The sequence below is a fragment of the Aquabacterium sp. genome, from assembly GCF_016234775.1.
GTDB lineage: Bacteria > Pseudomonadota > Gammaproteobacteria > Burkholderiales > Burkholderiaceae_C > Aquabacterium.
The window spans coordinates 226,744-249,516 of record NZ_JACRAH010000021.1 but is presented as its reverse complement, the minus strand read 5'-3'; the positions used below and the strand labels follow the sequence as shown (position 1 = coordinate 249,516).

Sequence of the window (22,773 nt, the reverse complement as noted above, 5' to 3'; positions counted from 1 at the left end):
ACGGGCCTTCGGGGGACGTGGGGCCTTCAGGTGGCAACGCTTCATCGAGCATGGCGTTGTCCTTTTCGGTTCTGAGCGACACGTCGGTTCAGTTTGATGTGGACCGCACGAATGACCCGGGCGTTCCCGCGACTCGACTGACCCTGACAGGACCCAATGGTGACTTCACACCAACTCTGCTGCCTAGTACAACTGGTGCAGGCTTGCGGGCAACCGTGCTGGCAACATTGAAGCCGGGCGTCTACAGCATGGCAGTTAGCGGGGGAATTTCAAATCCCGGCGCCTATGTCAATAAATACGCCTCTGGAAGCATCAAGGTGAGCGTGGTGCCAGAGGCGTCGTCGTGGGTGATGATGGCCATCGGCCTGGGCGCACTTGGTGCGTTGCGCCGCAGGTCGAAGATGCACTGATGCTTCTGCGGCCTTAGCGGCCGTGAGCTGCCTGTGGCGCGCCGTGCGCCACCGCCACAGCCGTCATGTTGACGATGCGGCGCACGGTGGCGGAGGGGTTGAGGATGTGCACCGGTGCGGCCGCACCCAGCAGGATGGGGCCCACGGTCACGCCCTGGCCGCCCGTCATCTTCAGCACGTTGAACAGGATGTTGGCAGCATCCAGGTTCGGGCAGATCAGGACGTTGGCCGTGCCTTGCAGCGTGCTGTCGGGCAGCAGCTTGTTGCGCACCGACTCGCTCAGTGCGGCATCACCCTGCATCTCGCCATCGGCGGGGATGTGGGGCATGCGTTGCACGAAGATGTCACGCGCCTGGCGCATCTTGCGCGCAGACGGCCGGCTGCTGGAGCCGAACATCGAGTGCGACAGGAAGGCCACGCGCGGAGGCAGGCCAAAGCGCTGGACTTCCTCCACAGCCAGGGCCGCGATGTCCGCCAGCTGTTCGGCCGTCGGGTCTTCGTTGACGAAGGTGTCGGCGATGAACAGGTTGTGCTGGTCCAGGATCAGGGCGTTGAGCGCGGCCAGGCCATGGGCCTCGGGGCGCACGCCGATCACTTCCTGAACATGCGCCAGGTGCAGGTCGTAGCGACCGATTACGCCGCAGATCATGCCGTCGGCATCACCCAGCTTGACCATCATCGTCGCGATCAGCGAGTTGGAGCGGCGCACGGCCACCTTGGCCAGATCCGGCGAGATGCCGTCACGGGCGCGCAGCTTGTGATAGGCCTCGTAGTACTGCTTGAAGCGTTCGTCCTTGGCAGGGTTGACGATGTCGCAGTTCACGCCATCTTGCAGGCGCAGGCCGGCGCGTTCGATGCGCGTGGTGATCACGTCGGGGCGGCCGATCAGCAGCGGGCGGGCAATGCCTTCGTCCACGGCGATCTGGGCGGCACGCAGCACGCGCTCGTCTTCACCTTCGGCGTAGGCAATGCGCTTGGGGTTGGCCTTGGCACCCAGGAACAGCGGGCGCATGAACAGACCCGTGTTGCTCACGAACTGCGACAGCGAATCGCGGTAGGCTTTCAGGTCCGTGATGGGGCGCTTGGCCACACCGGATGCGGCGGCTGCCTCGGCCACAGCCGGGGCAATGCGCAGGATCAGGCGCGAATCAAACGGGGTGGGGATCAGGTAGTCCGGGCCGAAGCGCAGTTCGCGGCCTGGGTAGGCGGCAGCCACTTCGTCGGAGATCTCGGCCTTGGCCAGATCGGCGATCTGGCGCACGCAGGCCAGTTTCATTTCGTCCGTGATCTTGGTGGCGCCGCAATCGAGCGCGCCACGGAAGATGTAGGGGAAGCACAGGACGTTGTTGACCTGGTTGGGGTAGTCCGAGCGGCCCGTGGCGATGATGCAATCCGGGCGCACGGCCTTGGCAATCTCGGGGCGAATTTCCGGCTCGGGGTTGGCCAGCGCCAAGATGATGGGGTTGGGCGCCATGGTCTTGACCATGTCGGCAGTCAACGTGCCGGCCGCCGAGCAGCCCAGGAACACGTCGGCGCCATTGACCGCGTCCGCCAGCGTGCGGCCCGTCGTGGGCTGCGCATAGCGGCGCTTGGATTCGTCCAGCTTGTCGGTGCGTTCGGTGTGAATCAGCCCCTTGGAGTCGCACACGAACACGTTTTCGCGCTTGATGCCCAGGCCAACCATGACGTCCAGGCAGGCGATGGCTGCGGCGCCGGCGCCCGATACGGCCACCTTGACTTCGCCGATCTGCTTGCTCACCAGTTCCAGGCCGTTCAACAGGGCGGCGCTGGAGATGATGGCCGTGCCATGCTGGTCATCATGGAACACGGGGATGTTCATGCGGGCGCTGAGCTGCTTCTCGATATAGAAGCATTCAGGCGCCTTGATGTCTTCCAGGTTGATGCCGCCGAGCGTGGGCTCCAGGGCGGCGATCATGTCGATGAGCTTGTCCGGGTCTCGTTCGGCCAGTTCGATGTCGAACACATCCACGCCAGCGAACTTCTTGAACAGGCAACCCTTGCCTTCCATCACCGGCTTGGAGGCCAGCGGGCCAATGTCGCCCAGGCCCAGCACGGCGGTGCCGTTGGTGATCACGCCAACCAGGTTACCGCGCGAGGTGTACTCGGCAGCCAGATCCGGGTTCTGTTCGATGGCCAGACAGGGATAAGCCACGCCAGGCGAGTAGGCCAGCGACAGGTCACGCTGGTTGGACAGCGGCTTGGTCGGCACCACGGCGATCTTGCCGCGGCGGGGCAGGCGGTGGTATTCGTTGGCGGCGTCGCGCAGAGCCTGTTCGGCATCTGACAAAGGTTTGTCGGCACTCATATTGGCTTTTTCACTCAGCAAGGGCGGAGATGGTAAGCCAAATGACGCACCAAATTACTGGGGCGGGCGTGCCTTATGCCGCTGCAACCCCGTGAACAAGGCATCCAATTTCGTCTGACGATATCAAGTTCGGGGGCAAACTGCCGATTCCGTCAGGGTTATCCACATTGGATTGAATGGTGGGGATGTTTCCTTCCAAAGCTACTCAGACGCCAACGATCCGGCAGCGGTTTGAAGAACTGCTCAACGAGGTCTCGCCTCAGGAGGCCATAGACGGGCCGCAGGCTTCCTATTTCCGTGGGCGTCAGGTTCAGGCCTTGATGCGTCTGTTGCCGCTCATCATGACGGGCAACGGCATCAACACGCTGGTAATCTGCTGGGTGTTCTGGGGCAAGATCAACAGCCTTGGGCTGGGGCTCTGGTGCTTCTTTGTGATCTCGGCGCTGCCGATTGCGGCCGTCTGGTGGCGCATGTTGATCACCGATGGCGCACGGGTGCTGGCCCAGAAGTCGGCGCAGTACATCATCGTCGGGCACGTGATCCTGTTTGCCGTGTTGTGGTCGGTGTTGCCCTTGATCGTGTTTCCCAGCGCGGATCACAACGGTGCGATGCTGGTCGCCACGGTGGTCGTGGGTACCATCTGCGGTGGCGCTTTCATGCTCAGCCCCATGGTGCCGGCCGCGATGGCCTATGTGATCACCATGTGCTCTACCTGCGTGATCGGCCTGCTGCAGTCCGATTACGCCACCAGTGAAGCGCTGATGATCGCGTTGGTGGTCTATATGGTGATCATGAGCGGCGTGAGCTATACCAATGGCAAGGTCTTCATGAGCCGGCTTCGCGCCGAGGCGGAAACCGAGCGCCAGAAGCAGCTGATCGACCTGCTGCTGCGAGACTTCGAAGAGCATGCCTCCGACTGGTTGTGGGAAATATCGCCTACAGGGCACCTGCGGCATGTGTCAACCCGGCTGGCGCACGCCTTTGGCATGCCCACCAAGGCCTTGCTGCAGAAGTCCTTCATCGATCTGCTGTCCAACATGCTGCCGCCAGACGACGACGAGGCCACCGCCGCGCTGGCGCACCTCACCACCTGCATCCGCATGGGGCAGCCTTTCCGCGATCTGGAACTTGCGGTCGAGGTGGGGCACGAGATCCACTGCTGGTCACTGACCGCCAAGCCCTTGCTGGACGACACCGGGCGCTCGGCAGGCTGGCGCGGCGTGGGCTCGGACATCACCCACACGCGCCGTACCCGCGACGAACTGGCCCGCCTGGCCAATTTCGATGCCTTGACCGGCCTGGCCAATCGCCATCGTTTCAGCTCCGAACTGAGCAAGCTGGCCTCCGATCCCAAGACGCCGAACCGCCCCTGTTCATTGTTGTTCCTGGATCTGGACAATTTCAAGAACATCAACGACTCCCTGGGGCACGGTGTGGGCGATCAGCTCTTGCGCCGAGTCGGGGCGCGCCTGAAATCCTGCGTGGCGGAGGGCGACCTGCTGGCCCGCCTGGGAGGCGACGAATTCGCCTTGTTGAGCTGGCGTTATGCCTCGCACGAAGAAGCTGCCGCTCTGGCAGAACGCCTGGTGGTCCTGCTGGCCGAACCCTGTCAGCTGGACGATGCCATGGTAGAGGTGCGCGCCAGCATGGGTGTGGCCCTGGCGCCTCGCGACGGCAAGGATCCGCAATCGCTGCTGCAGTGCGCCGATCTGGCCTTGTACGCGGCCAAGGCGGCAGGTCGCAATACCTATCGTTTCTTTGATCAGCAGATGGCTGAAAGCGCCCGGGCCCGTGTGCGCTTGCAGCACGAGCTGGGTCAGGCGCTTAACGCCAACCAGTTCACCTTGTTCTTCCAACCCCAGATGCGGCTGGACACGGGCGAGATCATTGGTTTCGAGGCCTTGGTGCGCTGGCAACATTCCGAGCGTGGGCTGATCGGGCCGGGCGAGTTCATCCCTGTGGCCGAAGAAACCGGCCAGATCGTGCCCCTGGGCAACTGGGTGCTGCGCGAGGCCTGCCGCGTGGCGGCCAAGTGGCCGGGTGACCTGCGCGTGGCCGTCAACCTGTCGGCGGTGCAGTTCCGCAGCTCCGCCGTGATCGACCTGGTGGACGAGGCCTTGGCAGAGAGTGGTCTGGATCCCGAGCGCCTGGAGGTGGAAATCACCGAGTCGGCCCTGATCGAGGACCACGATGGTGCGCAATCCACGCTGATGGCCCTGCGCAGCCGGGGCGTACGGGTGGCCATGGATGATTTTGGTACCGGGTACTCGTCGCTGGCCTACCTGCGCAGCTTCCCGATGGACAAGCTCAAGATCGACGGCATGTTCGTTCGCTCGCTCGACAGCGACCAGGACGCACAGGCGGTTGTCACTGCCATCATCAGCCTGGCGCGTGCCTTGCGGCTGGAAACCACCGCCGAGGGCATCGAGACCTCCGAGCAATTGGTGATGCTGCGTGCCCTGGGTTGTGACGATGTGCAGGGTTACCTGATCGCCCGCCCCATGCCGGGCAGCGAGGTGCGCGCCTATCTGGAGCGCACCACCCTGGCCATGGCCGAGCACTGAGGCGAGTGGGGGCCTTCTCCTGAGGGGTTTCCTGGGGCGAATCTGGTGGAACCAATCCGTTCAAACGTGATCTAGACACCTTTGTTGCACTCTCCCGAAGCTGGCATCGCTTTGTCATGCCCGGGTGATACATTGCATCATCATTTTTCAGAGGACTTTTGCATATGAAGTGGATGCGTGACATGGCTCGGTGGCTGCTGGCCACCATGCTGCTGGTGTTCGGTATGGGCGCACAAGCTGCCGGTCAGAACGATTACGTTCTGGGTGCTGGTGACCAGATCCGGATCTTCGTCTACCAGAACCAGGACTTGCTGCTGGATGCGCGCATCAATGAAAGTGGCACCATTTCATATCCTCTGCTGGGTGTGGTGAAGCTGGGTGGCTTGTCCGTGTCCGACGCTGAAAAGAAGATTGCCGCCGGATTGCGCGACGGCAATTTTCTGAAGCAGCCTCAGGTCTCCATTTTGGTGATGGACGCCAAGGCCAATATGGTGTCCGTGCTGGGCCAGGTTAACCGTCCTGGTCGTTTCGCCTTGGGAGCAAGCGCAGGCGGCAACAAGCTGAGTGAAATCCTTGCACAAGCTGGCGGCACCTTGGCCAACGCGGGGTCGGACATCGTGGTGGTGTCGGGTACCCGCGATGGCAAGTCCTTCCGCAAGGAAATCGATTTTCCTCGTGTGTTCGCGGCCGGCAGTGGTGTGGATGACTTTACCCTGGCTGGCGGCGACAGCATCTGGGTGGACCGTGCGCCCCAGATCTACATCTACGGTGAAGTGCAACGCGCTGGCACCATGCTGCTGCAGCGCGACATGACCGTGCTGCAAGCCCTGGCCTCTGGCGGTGGCCTGACGCTGCGTGGTACGCAGCGCGGCATCCGTGTGCACCGTCGCGATGCGTCTGGTCAGGTTCAGGTCATCCAGCCTGACATGAACGACAAGCTGCAAAACGGCGACGTGATCTATGTGAAGGAAAGCCTGTTCTAAAGGCTTCCCTGCAGAAGAAGGCCTGAAGCGTCAGGCTTTCTTTTCCCATGCCACGGCGTAGAAACCGTCGGTGGCATGGCGATGCGGCCACAGTCTCAGGTGGCCCGCTTCCGTGACCAGCGATTCGGCCTGCGTCACGCCCGCTTGTTCCAGCTTCTCGCGTGCATCGAGCTGCACGAAATCCGGATGCTCGGCCGTGAAGGCGTTCGCAATGATTTCGTTCTCTGCGGGCATCAGGCTGCAGGTCGCGTAAACCAGGCGGCCGCCGGGTTTGAGCAAACGCGACGCGCTGTGGAGGATGGCAGTCTGCTTGGCCTGCAATTGCTCGATGGCTTTGGGGCTCTGGCGCCACTTCAGATCGGGGTTGCGACGCAGGGTGCCCAGGCCGGAGCATGGGGCATCCACCAGCACGCGGTCGATCTTGCCGCGCAGGCGTTTGATGCGCTCGTCGTTCTCGTGCGCGATCTGCGTGGCGTACACATTGGACAGTCCACTGCGCGCCAGACGCGGCTTGAGGTTTTCCAGGCGATGGCCTGATACGTCGAAAGCGTACAGGCGGCCGGTGTTGCGCATCATGGCGCCCAGGGCCAGGGTCTTGCCACCGGCGCCTGCGCAGAAGTCCACCACCATCTCGCCACGTTTGGCGCCGGTCAGCAGGGCCAGCAACTGGCTGCCTTCGTCCTGCACCTCGACATGGCCTTCGGTGTACAGCGGCATCTTCTGCAGCGCCGGCTTACCTTCGATGCGGATGCCGGTGGGGGCGAACGGCGTGGGCACAGCCGGGATGCCGGCGGCCACCAGGGCCTCCAGCACGGCTTCGCGCTTGGCCTTGATCGGGTTGACGCGCAGGTCCAGCGGTGCGCCAGCCGAGAAAGTGTCGACCAGTTGCCAGAACTCTTCTTCGCCCAGTTGTTGCCGCAGGCTGTTGGAGATCCAGTCGGGCAGGTTGTGGCGCAGCTTGTCCTGCAGGGTGCTGCGGTCGATGGTGGCGGTGCGCTCCAGCCACTGACCTTCGTCGGTCGTGATGCCGTTTTTCAGGACGTGAGGCTGACCTTGCCAGGCCAGCAGTACCAGGCGGCGCTCCATGGGGCCGTGGCCGGATTGGGCCAGGTGGGCCCACAGCAGGCGCTGGCGCAGCACGGCGTAGGCCGTCTCGGCCAGGGCGTGGCGTTCCCGCTGGCCCAGGGCCTTGTGCTGGCGGAAAAAGTAGGAAACGATGCTGTCGGCGGGGGCGTCGAGCTTGAGAACCTCACGGACGAGTTGCGTGCTGAGGTCGAGAAGAGCGTTCGGGTGCATGGGGGGGATTATCCCGCGTACCGGCGCCGCGTTCCCACTCGGGTGGCGCCCAAAGGTGTTTGAGGCGCTGATTCAGGGGGCCGGGGCGCAGCATGTCACGGATCATGTCCACCCATTCGTGTATGGTCAACCAGATGGGATTGTGGCTGTGTACCTGGCGAACCAGGCCGTAATCAGGCGCCTCGGTCTCGGCGACGAAGGTGCCGAACAGGCGGTCGAACACGATCAGGGTACCGCCGTAGTTCTTGTCGATGTAGACCGGGTTGCGGCCGTGGTGGGCGCGGTGGTGCGAGGGGGTGTTGAAGATGAACTCGATCGGCGCGGGCAGTTTCTTGATCCACTGCGTGTGCACGAAGAACTGGTAGGCCAGGTTCAAGGACAGGGCAAACAGCACCCAGCCTGGTTCGAAGCCCAGCAGCACCATGGGCGTGTAGAACAGCCAGTTGCCGGCGAAGCTGTAGAGCCAGCTCTGGCGCATGGCGGTGGTGAAGTTCATGTGCTCGGAGGCGTGGTGCACCACGTGCGCGCACCAGAACCAGCGGATGCGGTGGCTGGCGCGGTGGAACCAGTAGTAGCAGAACTCCACGCCCAGGTAGAGCGCAGCGAACGTCCAGGGCGTGATCTCGATGGTACTTAGGCGGAACTGGTAAGCCCACACCATCGCCGGCAGCACCAGCATCACCACGATGAGCACATCCAGGAAGGTGTAGACGCCACCCAGGGTCATGCTGTCCATAGAGTCGCGCAGGTCGTAGATGGGCGTGGCGCGCTGTTTGTCCGAGCGGCGAAACCGCAGCCACTCGATGGCCACGGTCACGAAAAACACGGGTGACAGCAGCACCAGCAACCAATCCTTCAGGTCGGTCTGGTTGATCCAGGTGGTGGCCAGGGCGTACAGGCTATCGAAATCAGGCATTCACAAATCCGGACGTGGAGGCCCCATCATCCTGACCGGTTCGCCGATTTCTGGCTTGATCTTTGCGGTCAGATTCTTGACGTTTCGCGCCAAATTGACGAATGTCGGATCCCGTGTAGCCCGAATGGGCAATATCGTTTTCGATGGGCATCATCATGGGCCACGCTTGGTGAAGAAGTACCCATGGCCGAAAACCGCGTTGCATCTTCGTACGCATTGCTCTTGTACGACTACCTGGAAAAACAGGGGCTGGACCCTGTCCAGGTGTTGGGCGCACCACGCCCGGATCAAGCTCAGCACTTCATTCCCATGAGTGACTGGCAGACCTGGCTGCGCCGGGTGGACGCCATGGAGAATCGCCCAGCCCTGGCTTTGCGCATTGCGGAAGGCATCAGCGCGCGCCACTTCGGCGTGGTGGGCTATGCCGCCCTCGCTTGCGGCACCCTGGCCGAGGCCATGCAGCGCCTGGAGCGCTATCACACCTCGGTGTATGACGCCAACCCCGCCATGATCACCGCCACTGAAGAAGGTGTGGTCATCGAGTGGGGCGTGGAGCGCGGCCGTCCCGGCGCCCTGGTGGACGAAACGGCGATCGCGTCCGTCGTGCAACTGGCGCGCGACATGACCGGGCGTTACTGGCCGGTGAAGGCCGTCAGCTTTGTCAATGCAGCACCCGAGAGCACCCAGCCCTACGAAGACTTCTTCGGTGGTCAGGTGGTGTTCGGCTCGCCCGTGACGCGACTGGTCTTTGCGCATGAATACCTGGCCTTGCCGCTGCGCAAGTCCGATCCCGCCTTGTTGTCCTTGCTGGACCAGCAGGCTGAAAGCCTGTTGCAGCAGGTCGCTGCGGTGCCGGCCATCGTGGACGCCTGGCGCAAGACGCTGGTGCCTTTGATTCGTGAAGGCAAGACCTCGCTGGCGGCACTCGCTCAGGCCCATCACACCAGCCCGCGCAGTCTGCAGCGTCGTTTGTCGGAGCAGGGCACGAGCTTCCAGCAACTGCTGGACAACACCCGTCAGCATCTGGCGGAAGGCCATCTGCGTGATGCCAAGCTGGATCTGGCCGAGATCGCCTTGTTGCTGGGCTATTCCGAACAAAGTGCTTTCACGCGGGCGTTTCGTGCCTGGACGGGCCTGGCGCCTGCTCAGTGGCGTCGCCATCAACTCAAGGCTGAGGCCGCATGACCGTCGCTGCCCTGCAGCTGAACACACTGCCTTGCGTGCCGCGTCGCGTCGTGGCATCCGGCGAGCCTTTGCACGGGCGCTATGCCGGCCGCATTGACGAGATCGATTGGTCCGGTCTGCAAGGCAGCTACAGCCGGTCCGGCCTGTGGAAGCGTCTTCATCACAAGCGCTGGCAGTACGTGGGCATCGGTTCGCAAGAGCTCTACATTGGCGTGGCCATCGTGGACCTGGGCTGGAGCGTCACGGCCTTTGCCTATGTGTTCGATCGATTGCGCAAGCGCGTGATCGCCGATTGGGCGCAAGATGGCCTGCCAGGCCTGTCTGGCGGGGTGTCCGATCAGCCGGTGCAAGGCGCCGATGCACGCTTTCGAGGGCCGGGTGCCTCCTTGTCTTTGTTGCACGAGGACGGCGACATCATGAGCTTGCGGGTGCGAACCCCGGCCATGGCCATGCAGGTCGAACTGGCCTTGTCACAGTGCGCGCCTTTTCTGCTCGCTGTGGGGCCAATTGAGGGCGGCGTGGCGCATGCCACCCAGAAGTCCAGTGCCTTGCCGGTGCGCGGTTGGGTGGAGGTCGATGAGCAGCGCTGGGATCTGGGGCAGGCGGTGGCTTGCCTCGACAGCTCCAATGGCCTGCTGGCGCGAGACACATCATGGCGCTGGGCCTGCGCGCATAGCCAGCGTGTGGGCTTCAATCTGCAGCAAGGCTATTTCGGCGGGCAGGAGAACGTGCTGTGGCTGGATGGCGAGCTGATCCCGCTGGGCGCCGCGCATTTCGATTTCAATGAAAAAGAACCGCTGGCACCTTGGCGTGTGCACACGGAAGATGGCCTGCTGGACCTGAGCTTCACGCCAGAAGGCGCGCGCCAGGACGACCGCGACATCCTGATCGCAGCGAGTTACTACATCCAGCCGGTGGGCACCTTCCACGGGACCGTGCGCCGCGCCATCGACAGCGCGCCTGTTCGTGTCGACAACCTGCTGGGCGTGACGGAAGATCACCGCTCGCGCTGGTGACCCTCGGGCTCACTCGTACTTCAACCTCGCATCGTTGGGCAGGCCTTCGATGGGGCACTCTGCGGTGCCCACGGTGGGTCGGGTCAGTGCCTCGACCATCTCTCTTGTCCCCTCGGGATCTTTGATCCACTTCTCGTAAAACTCGTACGGGCAGGTGGCCAGGCCCTTGTCGCCCTCGCCTGAATTGATCAGGCCGGTATAGCCCCGATGCAGCAGTTTGAACAGGTGGTTCTGTGACTGGCCCGTGCTGCGGGCATCACGGATCAGGCGCTTGCTGAGTTGCGCGTACTGGATGCCGTAGTCTTCCTCGCCGCATTCGCCCAGCGTGCGGCCATCAAAGCCGATGATCGCCGAGTGCCCGAAGTAGCTGTAGACGCCGTCAAAGCCGGAGGCATTGGCCACGGCCACATAGGTGTTGTTGGCCCAGGCCATGGCTTTGGCCATGAGCACCTGCTGATCCTTGGCGGGGTACATGTAACCCTGGCAGCGCACCACCAGCTCGGCCCCTTTCATGGTGACGTCGCGCCAGATCTCGGGGTAGTTGCCGTCGTCGCAGATGATGAGGCTGATCTTCATGCCCTTGGGGCCATCGGACACATAGGTCTTGTCGCCCGGGTACCAGCCCTCGATGGGCGTCCACGGCATGATCTTGCGGTACTTCTGAACGATCTCACCTTCAGGGTTCATGAGGATGAGCGTGTTGTAGGGCACCTTTCTGGGGTGCTCTTCATGCCGCTCGCCTGTGAGCGAGAACACGCCCCATACCTTGGCGTTGCGGCAGGCCTGCGCAAAGATCTCGGTCTCGTCGCCAGGGATGGTGGAGGCCGTGTCCATCATCTCCTGTTTGTCATACATGATGCCGTGCGTGCTGTACTCGGGGAAGATGACCAGATCCAGGCCCGGCAGGCCCAGCTTCATGCCCTCGATCATCTGCCTGATCTTGTGCGCGTTCTCAAGGACCTCCGCCTTGGTATGCAGGCGGGGCATCTTGTAGTTGACGACAGCGACACCCACGGTGTCGTCGCTGCTGGAGATATCGCCGTGAAGCATGGTGCGCTCCTGTGGATGGGCCAATGACGATGCCCATTTTGAAAATCACAGGAGGGGGCGCCAATACGTTGTTTGACGTAGGCAGGGCAGAGCGCGCTCAGGGTTTGGCCATGACGGCCTCGAACAGTGAACTGGTCGTCAGTGAGTGCAGCCAGTTGCGCAAGGCGTCGAGCTCGTTGTGATCCCACCAGTGGCGATCTACTTGTGCAAACTGCCGCACGAAGGGCACGATGGCCATGTCGGCCAGGCAGGGCTGTGCGGCAAACAGATGCGTGTGGCGCCGCAAGCGCTGGTTCAAGTCAACCAGCATGCAGTCCAGCGCTTGTTGACGATAGGTCGTGCGGTCTTGCATCGGATGACGTTCTGGGTATTTGTAGCGATCCAGCAGTGGTTTGAACTGCGTGTCGTTGAGCAGGATCAGCGAGCGCATGTCATCCAGCGGCGCCACGGTCAGCCATCCTTGTGGATCAGCTTGCGCCAGTGCCCATTGCATGATGTCCAGGCTTTGCTCCAGCACGCGGCCATCGGGCAGGTGCAGCACCGGCACGGTGCCTTTGGGCGACAGGGTCAGCATGTCTGCAGGTTTGTCGCGCAAGGCCACTTCCCTCAGGGCATAAGGCACATCGGCGTAGCGCAATGCCAGCCTGGCCCGGATGGCATAGGGGCAGCGTCGGAATGAATACAGAACGGGCAAAGACATGCAAGACGAGTCGCGAAGGCCGGGAGCGAGTGGTCGAGCGATGTTAGTGCGTTTTCCGCACAGACTGCCCTGACTGCAGGCGGTCGACCGACCTCAAGTCGTGGTGAGTGGCGAGGTGCGCAGCGGGGAGGGCGCCTGCCATGAGCGGCTGCGATTGCGGCCCTCTGTCTTGGCTCGGTAGAGCGCCGCATCGGCCTGTCGGATGGGCTCGTCCGCATCGTGATGGTGCTGGGGTATCGTGCAGGCATAGCCCAGGCTGCAGGTCACGCTGACGTGGGTGCTGCGAGTCGGTACGGCGATCTTCAGGTTGGCCACTTGTACGCGCAGCCGCTCGGCGACCACGTGCGCGCCATCTTCCGTGATGTCGGGCAGCAGCACGATGAACTCCTCGCCACCATACCGGGCCAGTACGTCACAGGGCCGCATGATGGCCTGGCGCATGGCATTGGCGGCTTCCTGCAGCACGGCGTCACCAACAGGGTGGCCGTGTTCGTCGTTGATGCGCTTGAAGTGGTCCAGGTCCACGATCATCACCGCCAGCCTGGTGCCCAGCCGGCATGCCCGTCGCCACTCGGCCTGATACTGCCTGTCGAAATGCAGACGGTTGGGGATCTGGGTCAGCGTGTCGGTCAGGCTGGCGTGTTCCAGCGCCTTGTAGGCCACCTGCGCGCGCCAGTAGTCCTGGCTGACCACGCGTGAGGCATGCATGATGTAGACCGTGTAGACCATCATCAGGCCTGCCAGCATCAGGTTGCCTTGCGTCATGTTGCTGGCCGTGGCCAGGGCCACCGGCGTGATCACCGAGACCGGGAACCAGACCTTGAGCGTGGGGTTGATGGCCATGGCCACCGTGCCGCCCGAACTCAGGCCGACGCCCACCAGCAGCATCGATGTGCGAATTGGCTCCAGTTCGGGGAAATAGACGCTGGCCGCAGTCAGCAAGCCCCATGTCAGGCCATTGCACAACACCAGCCCGACGGTGAGCTTGTGTGCCAGACCCGGGTTGTAGTCCAGCAGGCTTTTCAGTTGATGCCCAACGACGCCTCGTACCAGCGCAAGCAATCCCAGCCAGGCGGCCGCGCCCCACACCAGTACAGGATGGCTCCGCTGCAAGCCGCTGACGAGTGTGATCACCAGCCACAGCGAGACGTAGACATACATCGCGCCGGTGATGCGCGCCGTGGTGTCGATCAGGGCCTGATTGCGCGATTGATCCGTACTGCTGAGCGCACCCGTCTCGCCTTGCCAGGTTGGGGCAGGGGCGGGTGCTCCATTTTGCTGAGGATCCGGAAGGGATGACATCTGCGCGACAAAATCACGGCAATACGGGCGCGCGACAGTCGCACGCCGGTCCTTTTCGTATGTCGGTCAGGATCCGGCGTGACTTGATGGCCTGTATGGAACCACTGGCGACGACTGGCCCGCTTGAGCGACTTTTCTCTCGCTTGGGCGGGGTGTGCAGGGTAGTGGCTCAGGCTGATCGCACGATGTGCTCGCTGATGTCCTGCGCTTCCATGGCGATTTCGCGCAGCATGCCCGTCGGCGATATGTAAAAACCGCAGAAGTAGAGGTTCTGACCGACCACCGCCTCGCCACTGGAATGCGGCGTGCCCTGATCGTCCATCGCGCCTGGCGCGTGCAACCAGTGGTTCAACACAGGCTTGAAGCCGGTGGCCAGCACGATGGCATCGACATCGCGCTGACGACCGTCCACGAACATCACGCCAGTGGGCGTGAAACACTCGATGTTGGGATAGACGGTGACATGGCCCTCCTTGATGAGGCGGATGGTGCCGACATCGATGAAGGGCACGCGCCCCTGCTCGCGGATCTGGGTGACCGGGCCCTCGGCGGGGCGGCGGATGCCGTAGGGGCGCAGGTCGCCGATGATGGCGTTGGTGATGGGGGCGTTGAGCTTGTCGACCAGTCGCGATGGCAGGTTGCGCTGCAGGATGCCCATGGTCAGGAAGGGCACGCCCATGACCTCGCGCGGAATCACGTTGACCGGACTGCGCACGGCAATGCACGGGCGTGCGCCATGCTCATGCAGGTCGATCAGCATCTCGCCGCCCGAGTTGCCCAGGCCAACCACCAGCACGTCCTTGTCCTTGAACGCGGCGCCGTTGCGGTAGTGCTTGCTGTGCAGAATGCGGCCCTGGAACTTGTCCTGACCGGGCCACTTGGGTATCTGCGGCACGTTGTTGTAGCCGCTGGCCACCACCAGCGATTTCGCCCGGTAGACGCCCTCGCTGCTCGTCACTTCCCATTGGCCATTGAGGCGCCGGGCATCACGCACTTCTTCCAGAAAGCGGGGATGCAAATCGTAATGACGTGCGTACGCGTCCAGGTAATCCACCACCTGTTGCCGGGCGGGATAGCGGGGGTAGCTGTCGGGCAGCTTGTAGCCTGGCAACGAGGAGTGCGCCTTGTCCGTGTGAAGATGCAGCCGATCGTAGTGCGTGCGCCAGGACGAGCCGACCTGTGCTTCCCGCTCCAGGATCACGCATGACTTGCCTGTGCGTTTCAGGCATGCCGCCACGGCCAGGCCAGCCGGCCCGGCACCCACGATGATGACATCGGTCTGCTGAAGTGGCTGCGTCATCATTGCCCCAGGATTTCGCTGGCGGCGCGCTCCCCGGAGCGGACGGCACCATCCATATAGCCTGTCCACACGGTGGAGGTCTCCGTGCCGGCCCAGTGCAGTCGGCCGGAGGGTGCGCGCAGTGCCGCGCCGAAACCGGTGAGCACGCCGGGCGGGAACACGCCTGTCGGGCCGCCGGCGCTGAAGTTCTCTGATTGCCAGTTGTTCTCGGTATAGGCGATGGGTGTGGCCGCCTTGGCGCCGAAGTAGATGCTCATGGCCTTGAGCACATTGGCCTTGCGGGCCTCCGGCGTCATCAGGACCGCATCACGGGCATCCTGGCCGTCGATGAAGCCCATGAGCACGCCTGGCGCACCGGGTTCCGGTGGGGTGTTGTCGAACACGAGTTTGGGCAGGTAGGCGTCGCTGGTGACCTGGCCACACAAGCCGTCGTCGCGCCAGAAAGGCTTGTCGTACACGCAGTGCACCTTCCAGATCGAACCCATGGGGACGCGCTGCATCATCTGCATGCGGTATTGCAGTGGGCCGTCAAAGGGCTCGTAGGCCAGGCGCGAGGCCATCCAGGGCGACATGGCCATCACGGCATGCTGGGCGCGCACGGTGAAGCCATCGCCAGACACCGCGATGCCATAGGCATCCTGCTTGACCTTGCGAACCGGCGAGTTGTAGAGGATGCGTGTGCCCAGTTCGCGCGCCATGCCCAGTGCGATAGCCTGAGAGCCGCCCACGATGCGGTCTTGCTGCGCGCCGCCTGCCGTGCTCAGCAGCGAGGTGAGGCCGCCGCCAGAGTGAATGTAGAAGAGCAGGTAGAGCATGGAGACGTCGCGAGGCTCCACAGACAGCAGTGCCAGGACGGCCAGACGCAGCAGCGACTTGGCATCGGCGCTCAGCACGTTGGCGTCCATCCAGGTCTGGGCGCTTTGGTTGTCCCACTGCATGGCCTTGCTGGCGTTCCAGGGCGCGTCCAGCGGTACGGTCTTGGCCATGTCATCCAGGCGCAGCATGGCGATGCCGATTTCCGCGGTGGAGTAAAGGCCCGTCCAGGGCAGCACGCCGCTGTAGGTGCTGCGCTTGCCGCCGATGTAGTTGATCTGTTTGCCCGTGTTGTAGGAGGGGAAGGTCTTGAGGCCCAGTTGCTGAACCAGGCTGTACATGCGGTCTTGCGTGGGGCCGATGAACTCGGCCCCGCCTTCCACCGTGTACTGGCCGTAGGGAGCGGGCAGGTTGATGTTGAAGCAGCGGCCGCCCACCCGATCACGGGCTTCCAGCAGCACGACCTGCCTGCCAGCGGCCACCAGGGCGCGGGCACACGCGAGGCCAGCGTAGCCCCCACCAATCACGACGACATCGGTGTTGTAGTCGCCCATTGCGCCGGGACCTGTGGCAGCCTGAGCCAGGTTGTCTCGGCCTGCTGGCAGCAGGGCGGCGGCGGCCGTGGCGGTCAGGCCACCCAGCAGGCGGCGGCGCGATGGGGTCTCGGGTTGGCTCATGATCAGTTCCTGAAACGTTGAAGTGAAAAATAACAACGTTTTTCAGACTAGTGGCCTGAAGGCTCAATGTTTATTGAAGGAAACCCCTATCTGTACGTCACCGCGTAGCAAAAAAGCGTTTGACTGTAAGGCTTCTGACAGTTGCTGCCCCCTTGTTCGAGTGCGTGCAAATAACCCGTTCGGGTTAGTCCTTGTTGGCCTGTTTGATGTCGCTGTTCAGACTGGGTAGCGCCCCCCCAAACAAGCAAAAGGACCCGAGATGAAAGTAAGTCGTTTTTCGCTTCTGGCCACCAAGGCCATCGCCGGTACCCTGATCAGCGGATTGGCCCACGCAGGCTACTTCCAGTGGGAAACGGTGACCGCACCGGCCACCACCGGTGCCACCTGTGGCAATGGCACGCCTTACCGCTTCTTCGTCAACCGCACACCCTTCACCAGCAAGACCGTCATCATGTTCGAGGGTGGTGGTGCCTGCTGGGATGGCGTGGCCTGCAAGGGCGGCTCCATGCTGGCGGCCGTCAACCCTGATGGCGTTCCGGCCAACTACATGTCGGACTTCAACCGGCAGGCTCACCTCGGTCTGGTCACCCCCTTCACGGCGCGCATCAATCCACTGCAGGCGGTGAAGACCCAATCGTGGAACATCGTCTACGTGCCTTACTGCACGGGCGATGTGCAGACCGGCAACCGCACCGTCGTTTACAACCCAGAAGATCCTGCCAAGGCCTATGCCTTCGAGCACAAGGGCCTGCCCAACATGAAGTACGTGGCGTCCTGGATGTCCATCAACATGGGGGCGCCGGCACACTTGCTCGTCACCGGCTTCTCGGCGGGTGGTGTGGCTTCTTCCGCTCATTACGCGACCTTCCGTGAAACGCTGCGCCCGAAGAAATCGGCCTTGTTGTCGGATGCGGGGCCCTTGATGATCGCACCGCGCAACGGCGATCCGGCGCAATACCCGTCGGTGCCCTTGCACAACAAGATCCGTGAAGCCTGGGGGCTGGATGGGGCCAAGGGCATGGTCACCGAGATCGTGGCGAAGTACCCTGGCGTGGGCGATCCCAACAACCTGGGCACGCTGCAAGGCAATTTGGGCAAGCTCTTCCCCAATGACCGGCTGGGCTACACCCTGTTCCAGGAAGATGGCGTGTTTTCGGCCTTCTCGTACCAGAAGTTCTTCCCCGAGATTGCCAATGCGCCGACCAACGAGCAGCGTCTGAAGCTGCTCAATCAGAAGTGGCGCCAGGACCTCAAGCCCTGGCTGGCCGCCCTGAGTGCCTACCCGAACGTGGGGTACTACATCCCCAACTGGCGCAAGTTCAACCAGGCTCACTGCAGCACCATCCTGACTTTTGGTGGCTCCAGCATCGTCGAGCGGGGCTATCAATCCCTCGGGGTCTTCGTTGACAATCTGCTGGATGGCTCAGGCCCTGTGTTGCGCGCAGAAGAGCTGAATCCGCCACCCAAGCGGGTTTACCTCAGTGACATCATTGCGGATGGCCTGTCTGATCTGATTCCGCTTTAATCGCGGCTGGACGGCCTGCTACATGGCAGGCCGCGTTTGACTTTGATGCGTTGCCCCCATGTCCACCACTTTGATCGACAAGTCTTTTTCCAAGCGCTGGCTCTGGTTGCCTGTGGTGGCCGTGGTGGCTGCAGGTGCGTATGTGGCGTGGCAGCGCACGGTGTCGGGCGTTGACGGCGCCACTCATTCCCAGGCGATGGCACCCGCGTCAGGTGGTTGGCCAATCACCGCCTCAGCGGGGAACAGCGACGGCCAGCCCTTGATCCCCCGCAGCCCGGTGGGCGACTCGCGACCTGCCGATATCACCCAGGATGCCTGGGATGCCTTGAACAAGGCGCTGGAGAACGAGCCCAACAAGGCTCAGGAGCGGCAGCGTCTGGTGTCTTACCTGCGCTTTCAACGTGCTGTGACTCAATGGAGCGAGATGAAGGACGGCCCGAACGTGGCCGGCCGGCAGGCACTGGCCCGTGAACTGGTGGATCAGTTGCCGCTGCATGCTGCCAATGGCGAGGTCAATTCCGGTGAGGCGTCGCTGCTGCTCAGAGCGCTGGCCGCTGACATGGAGCCAGACTCGACCAGGCAGCAGGCCTGGATAGACCAGCAATTGAGCCGACTTCATGGCATGCAAAGCGAGGCTCAGGCCAAGGCCCTGACCGAAGAAAAGCGCAAGAATGACGAGTTCGCTGCCTTGCAGGCAGAGCTGGTCGCCAAGTGGCAGACCACACCGACGGCCAACAAGGATCCTGCCACGCTGGAGGCCCAGTTGCAGGCCTTGCGCGAGAAGGTTTACGGCCCAACGGGGCGTTGAGGGCACCAGGGCCAGACAGCCTGGGCGCCGGTGCGGGACAATGCGAGACTTGAACAACAAGTCTGCAAGGAGTCCGGTTGATGTTGGTTCGCAAGATACTGGTGGGCGCGGTGTTGGCAGTGTTGCTGGCCCTGGTCTGGAAATACTTCGTGGCGGGGCGCTTGAATACGCTTGTGCCTGAACATGTCTTGCCTGCTGCCATCAAGCAGGAGGTGGTGCAGGTCAAGGAGTTGGCCGCCACCGTGAGCCGTGAGGCCAAGGTCGAGCGGCCACCAGTCGAGTCACTGCCTCAGGCTCCTGCGGGCATCCACAAATGCAAGGTGGGTGACAAGGTCACGTATACCGATGAGCCTTGCAAGAACCCAGCAGCGGAACGCCCGCTGGACAAGGGCTCGGTGACCGTGGTGAAAAGCGAGAGTTCTGAGGCTGCTGCCACCCCCGAGCACAAGGGGCGCTTGCCCAACGTCCGTGATCTGGCGGGGCCGCCAGGCGAGCCCTCCATCATGGACAAGCAGATCGAGCGTGCGATCAACCACTGAGACAGCCGGAGTTTGCCAACATGACCGTTCGCGCCACCTTCACTCGCATGGAAGACAGCACCCAGGCTGATTGGGTGCTCATCATGCCCGAGGCCATGAAGATGGCGCGGGCCTTGCCGGATCGCGTGCTGGCCCATCTGCAACTGCTCGATGGTGACTTCGGCGGCTTCCCGATCGACAGGCTGAGCCACTGCCGCCAGTCGGCCACGCTGGCCTATCGCGATGGCCGAGATGAAGAGTACGTGGTGTGCGCGCTGCTGCACGACATTGGCGACACGCTGGGCAGCTACAACCACCCGGATATTGCCGCGGCCATCCTCAAGCCGTTTGTGAGCGAGGCGAACCTGTGGATGGTGCAACACCATGGCATCTTCCAGGGCTACAACTTCTTCCATCACATTGGTCTGGATCGTCACATGCGCGACCAGTTCAAGGATCATCCGTTCTCGGCACTGACCGCCGAGTTCGTCGAGAAGTACGACAACCCCGCCTTTGATGGCCAGGCCGAGATGCTGCCTTTGAGCTTTTTCGAGCCCATGCTGCGGCGTGTGATGGCTGCGCCCAGGCAGTCTGTTTACAAGGCCGCGCTCGAGAAGTAACCAGGCGCCAGGCCTGGCGCTCTCACGGTCAAATCCCTACTGGTGGCAGGGCTTGCCTGATGCCTGGCGTGGGTGTACAAGTGCCGTCTGGCGCCTGTTTGCTGGCGCTGATCGGAGGGAACCATGCGCCACCGAATCTACTGGTTGCTGCCGGATCTCGCGAGTGCCCGCCGCGCCATGGATCAATTGCTCCTGGCTCGCATCGAGCACCGCCATCTGCATTTCCACGCCCGAGAGGGCACCGATCTGGGCAGCCTGCACAAGGCCAGCGCGCTGCAGTCTTCCGATCTGGTGAGTGCCGCGCAACGCGGCCTGGCTCTGGGGGCGGCGCTGGGCGCGGCCTGCGGCGCCTTGTTCGCCTTCTCGCCATGGCTGGATGACGCCAACAAACCCGCGCTGGTGGCGGCCCTGTCTGGATCCGGCGCCCTATTTGGCGCCTGGACGGCCAGCATGGTCGGGGTATCCGTTCCCAGTCGTCGTCTGGCGCGATTCAAGTGGGATATCGAGCACGGGATGATCCTGCTCATGGCGGACATCCCCCATTCCCGCGTGAAGGACATCGAGGCCTTGATGGAAGCGAATAGCCCGGATGCCCATTTCGAGGGGCACGATCCGCATGTGCCTTCTTTTCCCTGATCACGTGTTTGACCCACAAAGAGGAGCGACAAGGTGACCACTGCTGCTGACATTCTCCGGTCCAAGAAGGACCAGTTCGTGCACACCATTGCACCTACAGCGTCGGTCTATGACGCCTTGGTCAAGATGTCGGAAAAACGCGTGGGTGCGCTGCTGGTGATGGAGGACGGCGAGGTCGTCGGGATCATCACCGAGCGCGACTACGCACGCAAGATTGCGCTCATGTCTCGCTTGTCCCGGGAGACGGACGTGAGCGAGATCATGACCTCGGCCGTGATGTACGTGAGCCCGAGTCAGACCAGCGAAGAGTGCATGGCCCTGATGACCGAGAACCGCCTGCGCCATTTACCCGTGATGGACGGTGATCGCCTGCTCGGCATGGTGTCCATCGGCGATCTGGTCAAGGGCATCATCTCCGAGCAGAAGTTCATCATCGAGCAACTGGAGCACTACATCTCGGGCGTGCGTGCCTGAGTTGCTCGATGTGCTGTCAGCCAGTTCAGTGGCTGATCATCCACGGCCGCTTGCTCGGGAACATCTTGTTCCCGTTGGCCGCCTTGACCGTGGCGCTGCGCTTGGCCCCTGGCGAGCAGCAGCCGCATCCTGACGGATGTTTGAGCCGCTGATACCCACCGTACTCCTTGGATGACATGGGCGCGTGTTGCGCGCGCTCATTGGTCTCCATGGCCGTGCGCGTGTCGCTGCTCACGCAGGCCAGGCGCGGTGCACTCACGAACACACGTTGCGAGTCCGTGCCGCAGTCAGGGCAGGCACATGGGTCATTGCGCTGAGCCAGGCTGCGAAAGGCGTCGAAGCCGCCGCAGCTCGGGCACGCATAGTCATAGGTGGGCATGAGCGTGCTCCTGGTGCTTACTTGATGTCCGGCGAGATCGGCATGTCGATGCTGCCGTCGAGGAACTTCGTGGGCCCGGCGGCGGTCGGGTTGATGTCGAAGTCGAAGATCTCGGTGGGCAGCCACAAGGTCGCGCAGGCATTGGGCACGTCGACCACGCCGCTGATGTGGCCCTGCACGGGCGCCGTCCCCAGGATGGAATAGGCCTGCGCACCGCTGTAGCCGAACTTCTTGAGGTACTCGATGGCGTTGAGGCAGGCCTGGCGGTAGGCCACGTTCACGTCCAGGTAGAGCTGCTTGCCTTGCTCGTCCACCGAGATGCCTTCGAAGATCAGGTAGTCGTTGTAGACAGGCTTGATCGGGCTGGGCTTGAAGATGGGGTTCTTGATGCCGTACTTGGCCATGCCGCCCTTGATCAGCGTGACCTTCATGTGCACCCAGCCGGCCATCTCGATGGCGCCGCAGAAGGTGATCTCGCCATCGCCCTGGCTGAAGTGCAGGTCGCCCACCGATAGGCCAGCGCCATCTACATACACGGGGAAGTAAACCTTGGAGCCCCGCGAGAGATCCTTGATGTCGCAGTTGCCGCCGTGTTCACGTGGGGGAACGGTGCGGGCTGCGGTAGCGGCGGCCTTGTCCTTGGCTTCGCCGGTGAGCTTGCCCATGTGGGCTGTGCCGGCGAAAGGCGGGTTGGCCAGGCCGGTCACGCCGGGGTTCGAGTCGATCAGCTCTTGCTCACGCGTGTTCCAGGCCTCCAGCATCTTGTGATCAGGCAGGCAGCCGATCAGGCCTGGGTGGATCAGGCCGGCATAGCTCACACCGGGCACATGGCGGCTCTTGGTGAACATGCCGTGGATGTCCCAGATGGACTTCTGCGCCAGCGGGAAGTGCTCGGTCAGGAAGCCACCACCGTTTTGCTTGCTGAAGAAGCCGTTGAAGCCCCACAGCGAGTCTTGCTTGGCGCCGATGTCCAGCAGGTCTACCACCAAAAGGTCGCCAGGCTCTGCACCCTTCACGCCCACGGGGCCGCTGAGGTAGTGCACGGTGCTCAGGTCGATGTCGCGAACGTCATCGGCCGAGTCATTGTTCTTGATGAAGCCACCGGTCCAGTCGAAGGTTTCCAGGATGAACTCATCACCAGGGTTGACCCAGCAGGCCATCGGGATGTCCGGGTGCCATCGGTTGTGGATGTTCTCGTTCAGGGTGGGCGATTGGGTCAGGTCGACTTTGATCAGGGTGTCAGCCATGGCGTACCTCTTGGTGAAGATGGGTTTC

The 22,773-nt window shown here is 62.8% G+C and carries 22 protein-coding genes; 11 read left to right on the top strand and 11 right to left on the bottom strand.

What is annotated here, in order from left to right:
* The first annotated feature begins 50 nt into the window (after positions 1–50).
* Positions 51–410, top strand: a complete 360-nt coding sequence (locus tag HY836_RS07255) for a PEP-CTERM sorting domain-containing protein (protein ID WP_290675003.1) — start codon at positions 51–53, stop codon at positions 408–410.
* Positions 411–423: 13 nt separating this feature from the next.
* Here HY836_RS07255 and HY836_RS07250 read toward each other — a convergent pair whose 3' ends face one another.
* Positions 424–2,736: an NADP-dependent malic enzyme gene (locus HY836_RS07250; RefSeq protein WP_290675001.1), complete on the bottom strand. Its 2,313-nt coding sequence runs from the start codon at positions 2,734–2,736 to the stop codon at positions 424–426.
* A gap of 185 nt (positions 2,737–2,921) precedes the next feature.
* Here HY836_RS07250 and HY836_RS07245 point away from each other — a divergent pair, with 185 nt between their 5' ends.
* Together HY836_RS07245 and epsE are read left to right on the top strand one after the other, a co-directional pair.
* Positions 2,922–5,300 (top strand): EAL domain-containing protein, encoded by a 2,379-nt coding sequence (locus tag HY836_RS07245; protein WP_290674999.1) that lies wholly within the window; start codon positions 2,922–2,924, stop codon positions 5,298–5,300.
* Between the two features lie 164 nt (positions 5,301–5,464).
* The gene (gene epsE, locus HY836_RS07240) at positions 5,465–6,283 is read left to right on the top strand and encodes a polysaccharide export protein EpsE (protein WP_290674997.1); all 819 of its coding nucleotides are present in this window, start codon (positions 5,465–5,467) and stop codon (positions 6,281–6,283) included.
* 30 nt (positions 6,284–6,313) lie between these two features.
* Here epsE and HY836_RS07235 read toward each other — a convergent pair whose 3' ends face one another.
* From HY836_RS07235 to HY836_RS07225, 3 genes are read right to left on the bottom strand one after another with little or no spacing between them, the layout of a single operon-like run.
* Complete coding sequence (locus HY836_RS07235) at positions 6,314–7,579, bottom strand: RsmB/NOP family class I SAM-dependent RNA methyltransferase (protein ID WP_290674995.1); 1,266 nt, start codon at positions 7,577–7,579, stop codon at positions 6,314–6,316.
* Positions 7,533–8,495, bottom strand: a complete 963-nt coding sequence (locus HY836_RS07230) for a sterol desaturase family protein (RefSeq protein ID WP_290674993.1) — start codon at positions 8,493–8,495, stop codon at positions 7,533–7,535. The genes HY836_RS07235 and HY836_RS07230 overlap by 47 nt, the downstream gene beginning before the upstream one ends.
* Positions 8,488–8,652 (bottom strand): hypothetical protein, encoded by a 165-nt coding sequence (locus HY836_RS07225; RefSeq protein WP_290674991.1) that lies wholly within the window; start codon positions 8,650–8,652, stop codon positions 8,488–8,490. The genes HY836_RS07230 and HY836_RS07225 overlap by 8 nt, the downstream gene beginning before the upstream one ends.
* Positions 8,653–8,678: 26 nt before the next feature.
* On the opposite strand from HY836_RS07225, the gene HY836_RS07220 reads away from it, so the two are divergent.
* Both HY836_RS07220 and HY836_RS07215 read left to right on the top strand, forming a co-directional pair.
* The gene (locus HY836_RS07220; protein ID WP_290674989.1) at positions 8,679–9,680 is read left to right on the top strand and encodes an AraC family transcriptional regulator; all 1,002 of its coding nucleotides are present in this window, start codon (positions 8,679–8,681) and stop codon (positions 9,678–9,680) included.
* A complete protein-coding gene (locus HY836_RS07215; protein WP_290674988.1) occupies positions 9,677–10,696 on the top strand; it encodes a DUF2804 domain-containing protein in 1,020 nt (339 codons plus the stop codon). Before HY836_RS07220 ends, HY836_RS07215 begins: the two co-directional genes overlap by 4 nt.
* Before the next feature lie 9 nt (positions 10,697–10,705).
* Here HY836_RS07215 and HY836_RS07210 read toward each other — a convergent pair whose 3' ends face one another.
* The 5 genes from HY836_RS07210 to HY836_RS07190 form a co-directional block, all read right to left on the bottom strand.
* Positions 10,706–11,746, bottom strand: coding sequence for an aliphatic amidase (locus HY836_RS07210; RefSeq protein ID WP_290674986.1), 1,041 nt, complete (start codon positions 11,744–11,746; stop codon positions 10,706–10,708).
* Positions 11,747–11,843: 97 nt separating this feature from the next.
* Positions 11,844–12,446, bottom strand: a complete 603-nt coding sequence (locus HY836_RS07205; protein ID WP_290674984.1) for a glutathione S-transferase — start codon at positions 12,444–12,446, stop codon at positions 11,844–11,846.
* A gap of 93 nt (positions 12,447–12,539) precedes the next feature.
* The gene (locus HY836_RS07200) at positions 12,540–13,748 is read right to left on the bottom strand and encodes a GGDEF domain-containing protein (protein ID WP_290674982.1); all 1,209 of its coding nucleotides are present in this window, start codon (positions 13,746–13,748) and stop codon (positions 12,540–12,542) included.
* Positions 13,749–13,917: 169 nt separating this feature from the next.
* Positions 13,918–15,048 carry an NAD(P)/FAD-dependent oxidoreductase gene (locus HY836_RS07195; protein WP_290674980.1) on the bottom strand — a complete coding sequence of 377 codons (1,131 nt, stop codon included), beginning with the start codon at positions 15,046–15,048 and terminating at the stop codon, positions 13,918–13,920.
* On the bottom strand, positions 15,048–16,538 hold the full coding sequence (locus tag HY836_RS07190) for an FAD-dependent oxidoreductase (RefSeq protein WP_290674978.1): 1,491 nt from the start codon (positions 16,536–16,538) through the stop codon (positions 15,048–15,050). Before HY836_RS07190 ends, HY836_RS07195 begins: the two co-directional genes overlap by 1 nt.
* A 259-nt stretch (positions 16,539–16,797) precedes the next feature.
* Here HY836_RS07190 and HY836_RS07185 point away from each other — a divergent pair, with 259 nt between their 5' ends.
* The 6 genes from HY836_RS07185 to HY836_RS07160 all read left to right on the top strand — a co-directional run bounded on the left by HY836_RS07185 (position 16,798) and on the right by HY836_RS07160 (position 21,119).
* Positions 16,798–18,063 carry a pectin acetylesterase-family hydrolase gene (locus HY836_RS07185; RefSeq protein ID WP_290674976.1) on the top strand — a complete coding sequence of 422 codons (1,266 nt, stop codon included), beginning with the start codon at positions 16,798–16,800 and terminating at the stop codon, positions 18,061–18,063.
* A 58-nt stretch (positions 18,064–18,121) separates the two neighbouring features.
* Entirely contained in the window at positions 18,122–18,871 is a 750-nt protein-coding gene (locus HY836_RS07180; protein WP_290674974.1) for a hypothetical protein, read from the top strand.
* A gap of 80 nt (positions 18,872–18,951) precedes the next feature.
* On the top strand, positions 18,952–19,410 hold the full coding sequence (locus HY836_RS07175) for a hypothetical protein (RefSeq protein WP_290674972.1): 459 nt from the start codon (positions 18,952–18,954) through the stop codon (positions 19,408–19,410).
* 20 nt (positions 19,411–19,430) lie between these two features.
* Positions 19,431–20,009, top strand: coding sequence for an HD domain-containing protein (locus tag HY836_RS07170; protein WP_290674970.1), 579 nt, complete (start codon positions 19,431–19,433; stop codon positions 20,007–20,009).
* Between the two features lie 123 nt (positions 20,010–20,132).
* On the top strand, positions 20,133–20,645 hold the full coding sequence (locus HY836_RS07165) for a DUF1269 domain-containing protein (RefSeq protein ID WP_290674968.1): 513 nt from the start codon (positions 20,133–20,135) through the stop codon (positions 20,643–20,645).
* A gap of 33 nt (positions 20,646–20,678) precedes the next feature.
* Positions 20,679–21,119: a CBS domain-containing protein gene (locus HY836_RS07160; protein ID WP_290674966.1), complete on the top strand. Its 441-nt coding sequence runs from the start codon at positions 20,679–20,681 to the stop codon at positions 21,117–21,119.
* Between the two features lie 25 nt (positions 21,120–21,144).
* Here the strand turns inward: HY836_RS07160 and HY836_RS07155 are convergent, their stop codons facing one another.
* A complete protein-coding gene (locus HY836_RS07155) occupies positions 21,145–21,498 on the bottom strand; it encodes a zinc ribbon domain-containing protein (protein WP_290674964.1) in 354 nt (117 codons plus the stop codon).
* Between the two features lie 17 nt (positions 21,499–21,515).
* Entirely contained in the window at positions 21,516–22,745 is a 1,230-nt protein-coding gene (fmdA, locus tag HY836_RS07150; RefSeq protein ID WP_290674962.1) for a formamidase, read from the bottom strand.
* Between the last annotated feature and the right edge of the window lie 28 nt (positions 22,746–22,773).

What these genes read in the sequence shown, in the direction of transcription:
- HY836_RS07255 (WP_290675003.1), top strand. Translation starts at nt 51, where the DNA reads ATGGCGTTGTCCTTTTCGGTTCTGAGCGACACGTCGGTTCAGTTTGAT.
- HY836_RS07250 (WP_290675001.1), bottom strand. Translation starts at nt 2,736, where the DNA reads ATGAGTGCCGACAAACCTTTGTCAGATGCCGAACAGGCTCTGCGCGAC.
- HY836_RS07245 (WP_290674999.1), top strand. Translation starts at nt 2,922, where the DNA reads ATGTTTCCTTCCAAAGCTACTCAGACGCCAACGATCCGGCAGCGGTTT.
- epsE (WP_290674997.1), top strand. Translation starts at nt 5,465, where the DNA reads ATGAAGTGGATGCGTGACATGGCTCGGTGGCTGCTGGCCACCATGCTG.
- HY836_RS07235 (WP_290674995.1), bottom strand. Translation starts at nt 7,579, where the DNA reads ATGCACCCGAACGCTCTTCTCGACCTCAGCACGCAACTCGTCCGTGAG.
- HY836_RS07230 (WP_290674993.1), bottom strand. Translation starts at nt 8,495, where the DNA reads ATGCCTGATTTCGATAGCCTGTACGCCCTGGCCACCACCTGGATCAAC.
- HY836_RS07225 (WP_290674991.1), bottom strand. Translation starts at nt 8,652, where the DNA reads ATGATGATGCCCATCGAAAACGATATTGCCCATTCGGGCTACACGGGA.
- HY836_RS07220 (WP_290674989.1), top strand. Translation starts at nt 8,679, where the DNA reads ATGGCCGAAAACCGCGTTGCATCTTCGTACGCATTGCTCTTGTACGAC.
- HY836_RS07215 (WP_290674988.1), top strand. Translation starts at nt 9,677, where the DNA reads ATGACCGTCGCTGCCCTGCAGCTGAACACACTGCCTTGCGTGCCGCGT.
- HY836_RS07210 (WP_290674986.1), bottom strand. Translation starts at nt 11,746, where the DNA reads ATGCTTCACGGCGATATCTCCAGCAGCGACGACACCGTGGGTGTCGCT.
- HY836_RS07205 (WP_290674984.1), bottom strand. Translation starts at nt 12,446, where the DNA reads ATGTCTTTGCCCGTTCTGTATTCATTCCGACGCTGCCCCTATGCCATC.
- HY836_RS07200 (WP_290674982.1), bottom strand. Translation starts at nt 13,748, where the DNA reads ATGTCATCCCTTCCGGATCCTCAGCAAAATGGAGCACCCGCCCCTGCC.
- HY836_RS07195 (WP_290674980.1), bottom strand. Translation starts at nt 15,048, where the DNA reads ATGACGCAGCCACTTCAGCAGACCGATGTCATCATCGTGGGTGCCGGG.
- HY836_RS07190 (WP_290674978.1), bottom strand. Translation starts at nt 16,538, where the DNA reads ATGAGCCAACCCGAGACCCCATCGCGCCGCCGCCTGCTGGGTGGCCTG.
- HY836_RS07185 (WP_290674976.1), top strand. Translation starts at nt 16,798, where the DNA reads ATGAAAGTAAGTCGTTTTTCGCTTCTGGCCACCAAGGCCATCGCCGGT.
- HY836_RS07180 (WP_290674974.1), top strand. Translation starts at nt 18,122, where the DNA reads ATGTCCACCACTTTGATCGACAAGTCTTTTTCCAAGCGCTGGCTCTGG.
- HY836_RS07175 (WP_290674972.1), top strand. Translation starts at nt 18,952, where the DNA reads ATGTTGGTTCGCAAGATACTGGTGGGCGCGGTGTTGGCAGTGTTGCTG.
- HY836_RS07170 (WP_290674970.1), top strand. Translation starts at nt 19,431, where the DNA reads ATGACCGTTCGCGCCACCTTCACTCGCATGGAAGACAGCACCCAGGCT.
- HY836_RS07165 (WP_290674968.1), top strand. Translation starts at nt 20,133, where the DNA reads ATGCGCCACCGAATCTACTGGTTGCTGCCGGATCTCGCGAGTGCCCGC.
- HY836_RS07155 (WP_290674964.1), bottom strand. Translation starts at nt 21,498, where the DNA reads ATGCCCACCTATGACTATGCGTGCCCGAGCTGCGGCGGCTTCGACGCC.
- fmdA (WP_290674962.1), bottom strand. Translation starts at nt 22,745, where the DNA reads ATGGCTGACACCCTGATCAAAGTCGACCTGACCCAATCGCCCACCCTG.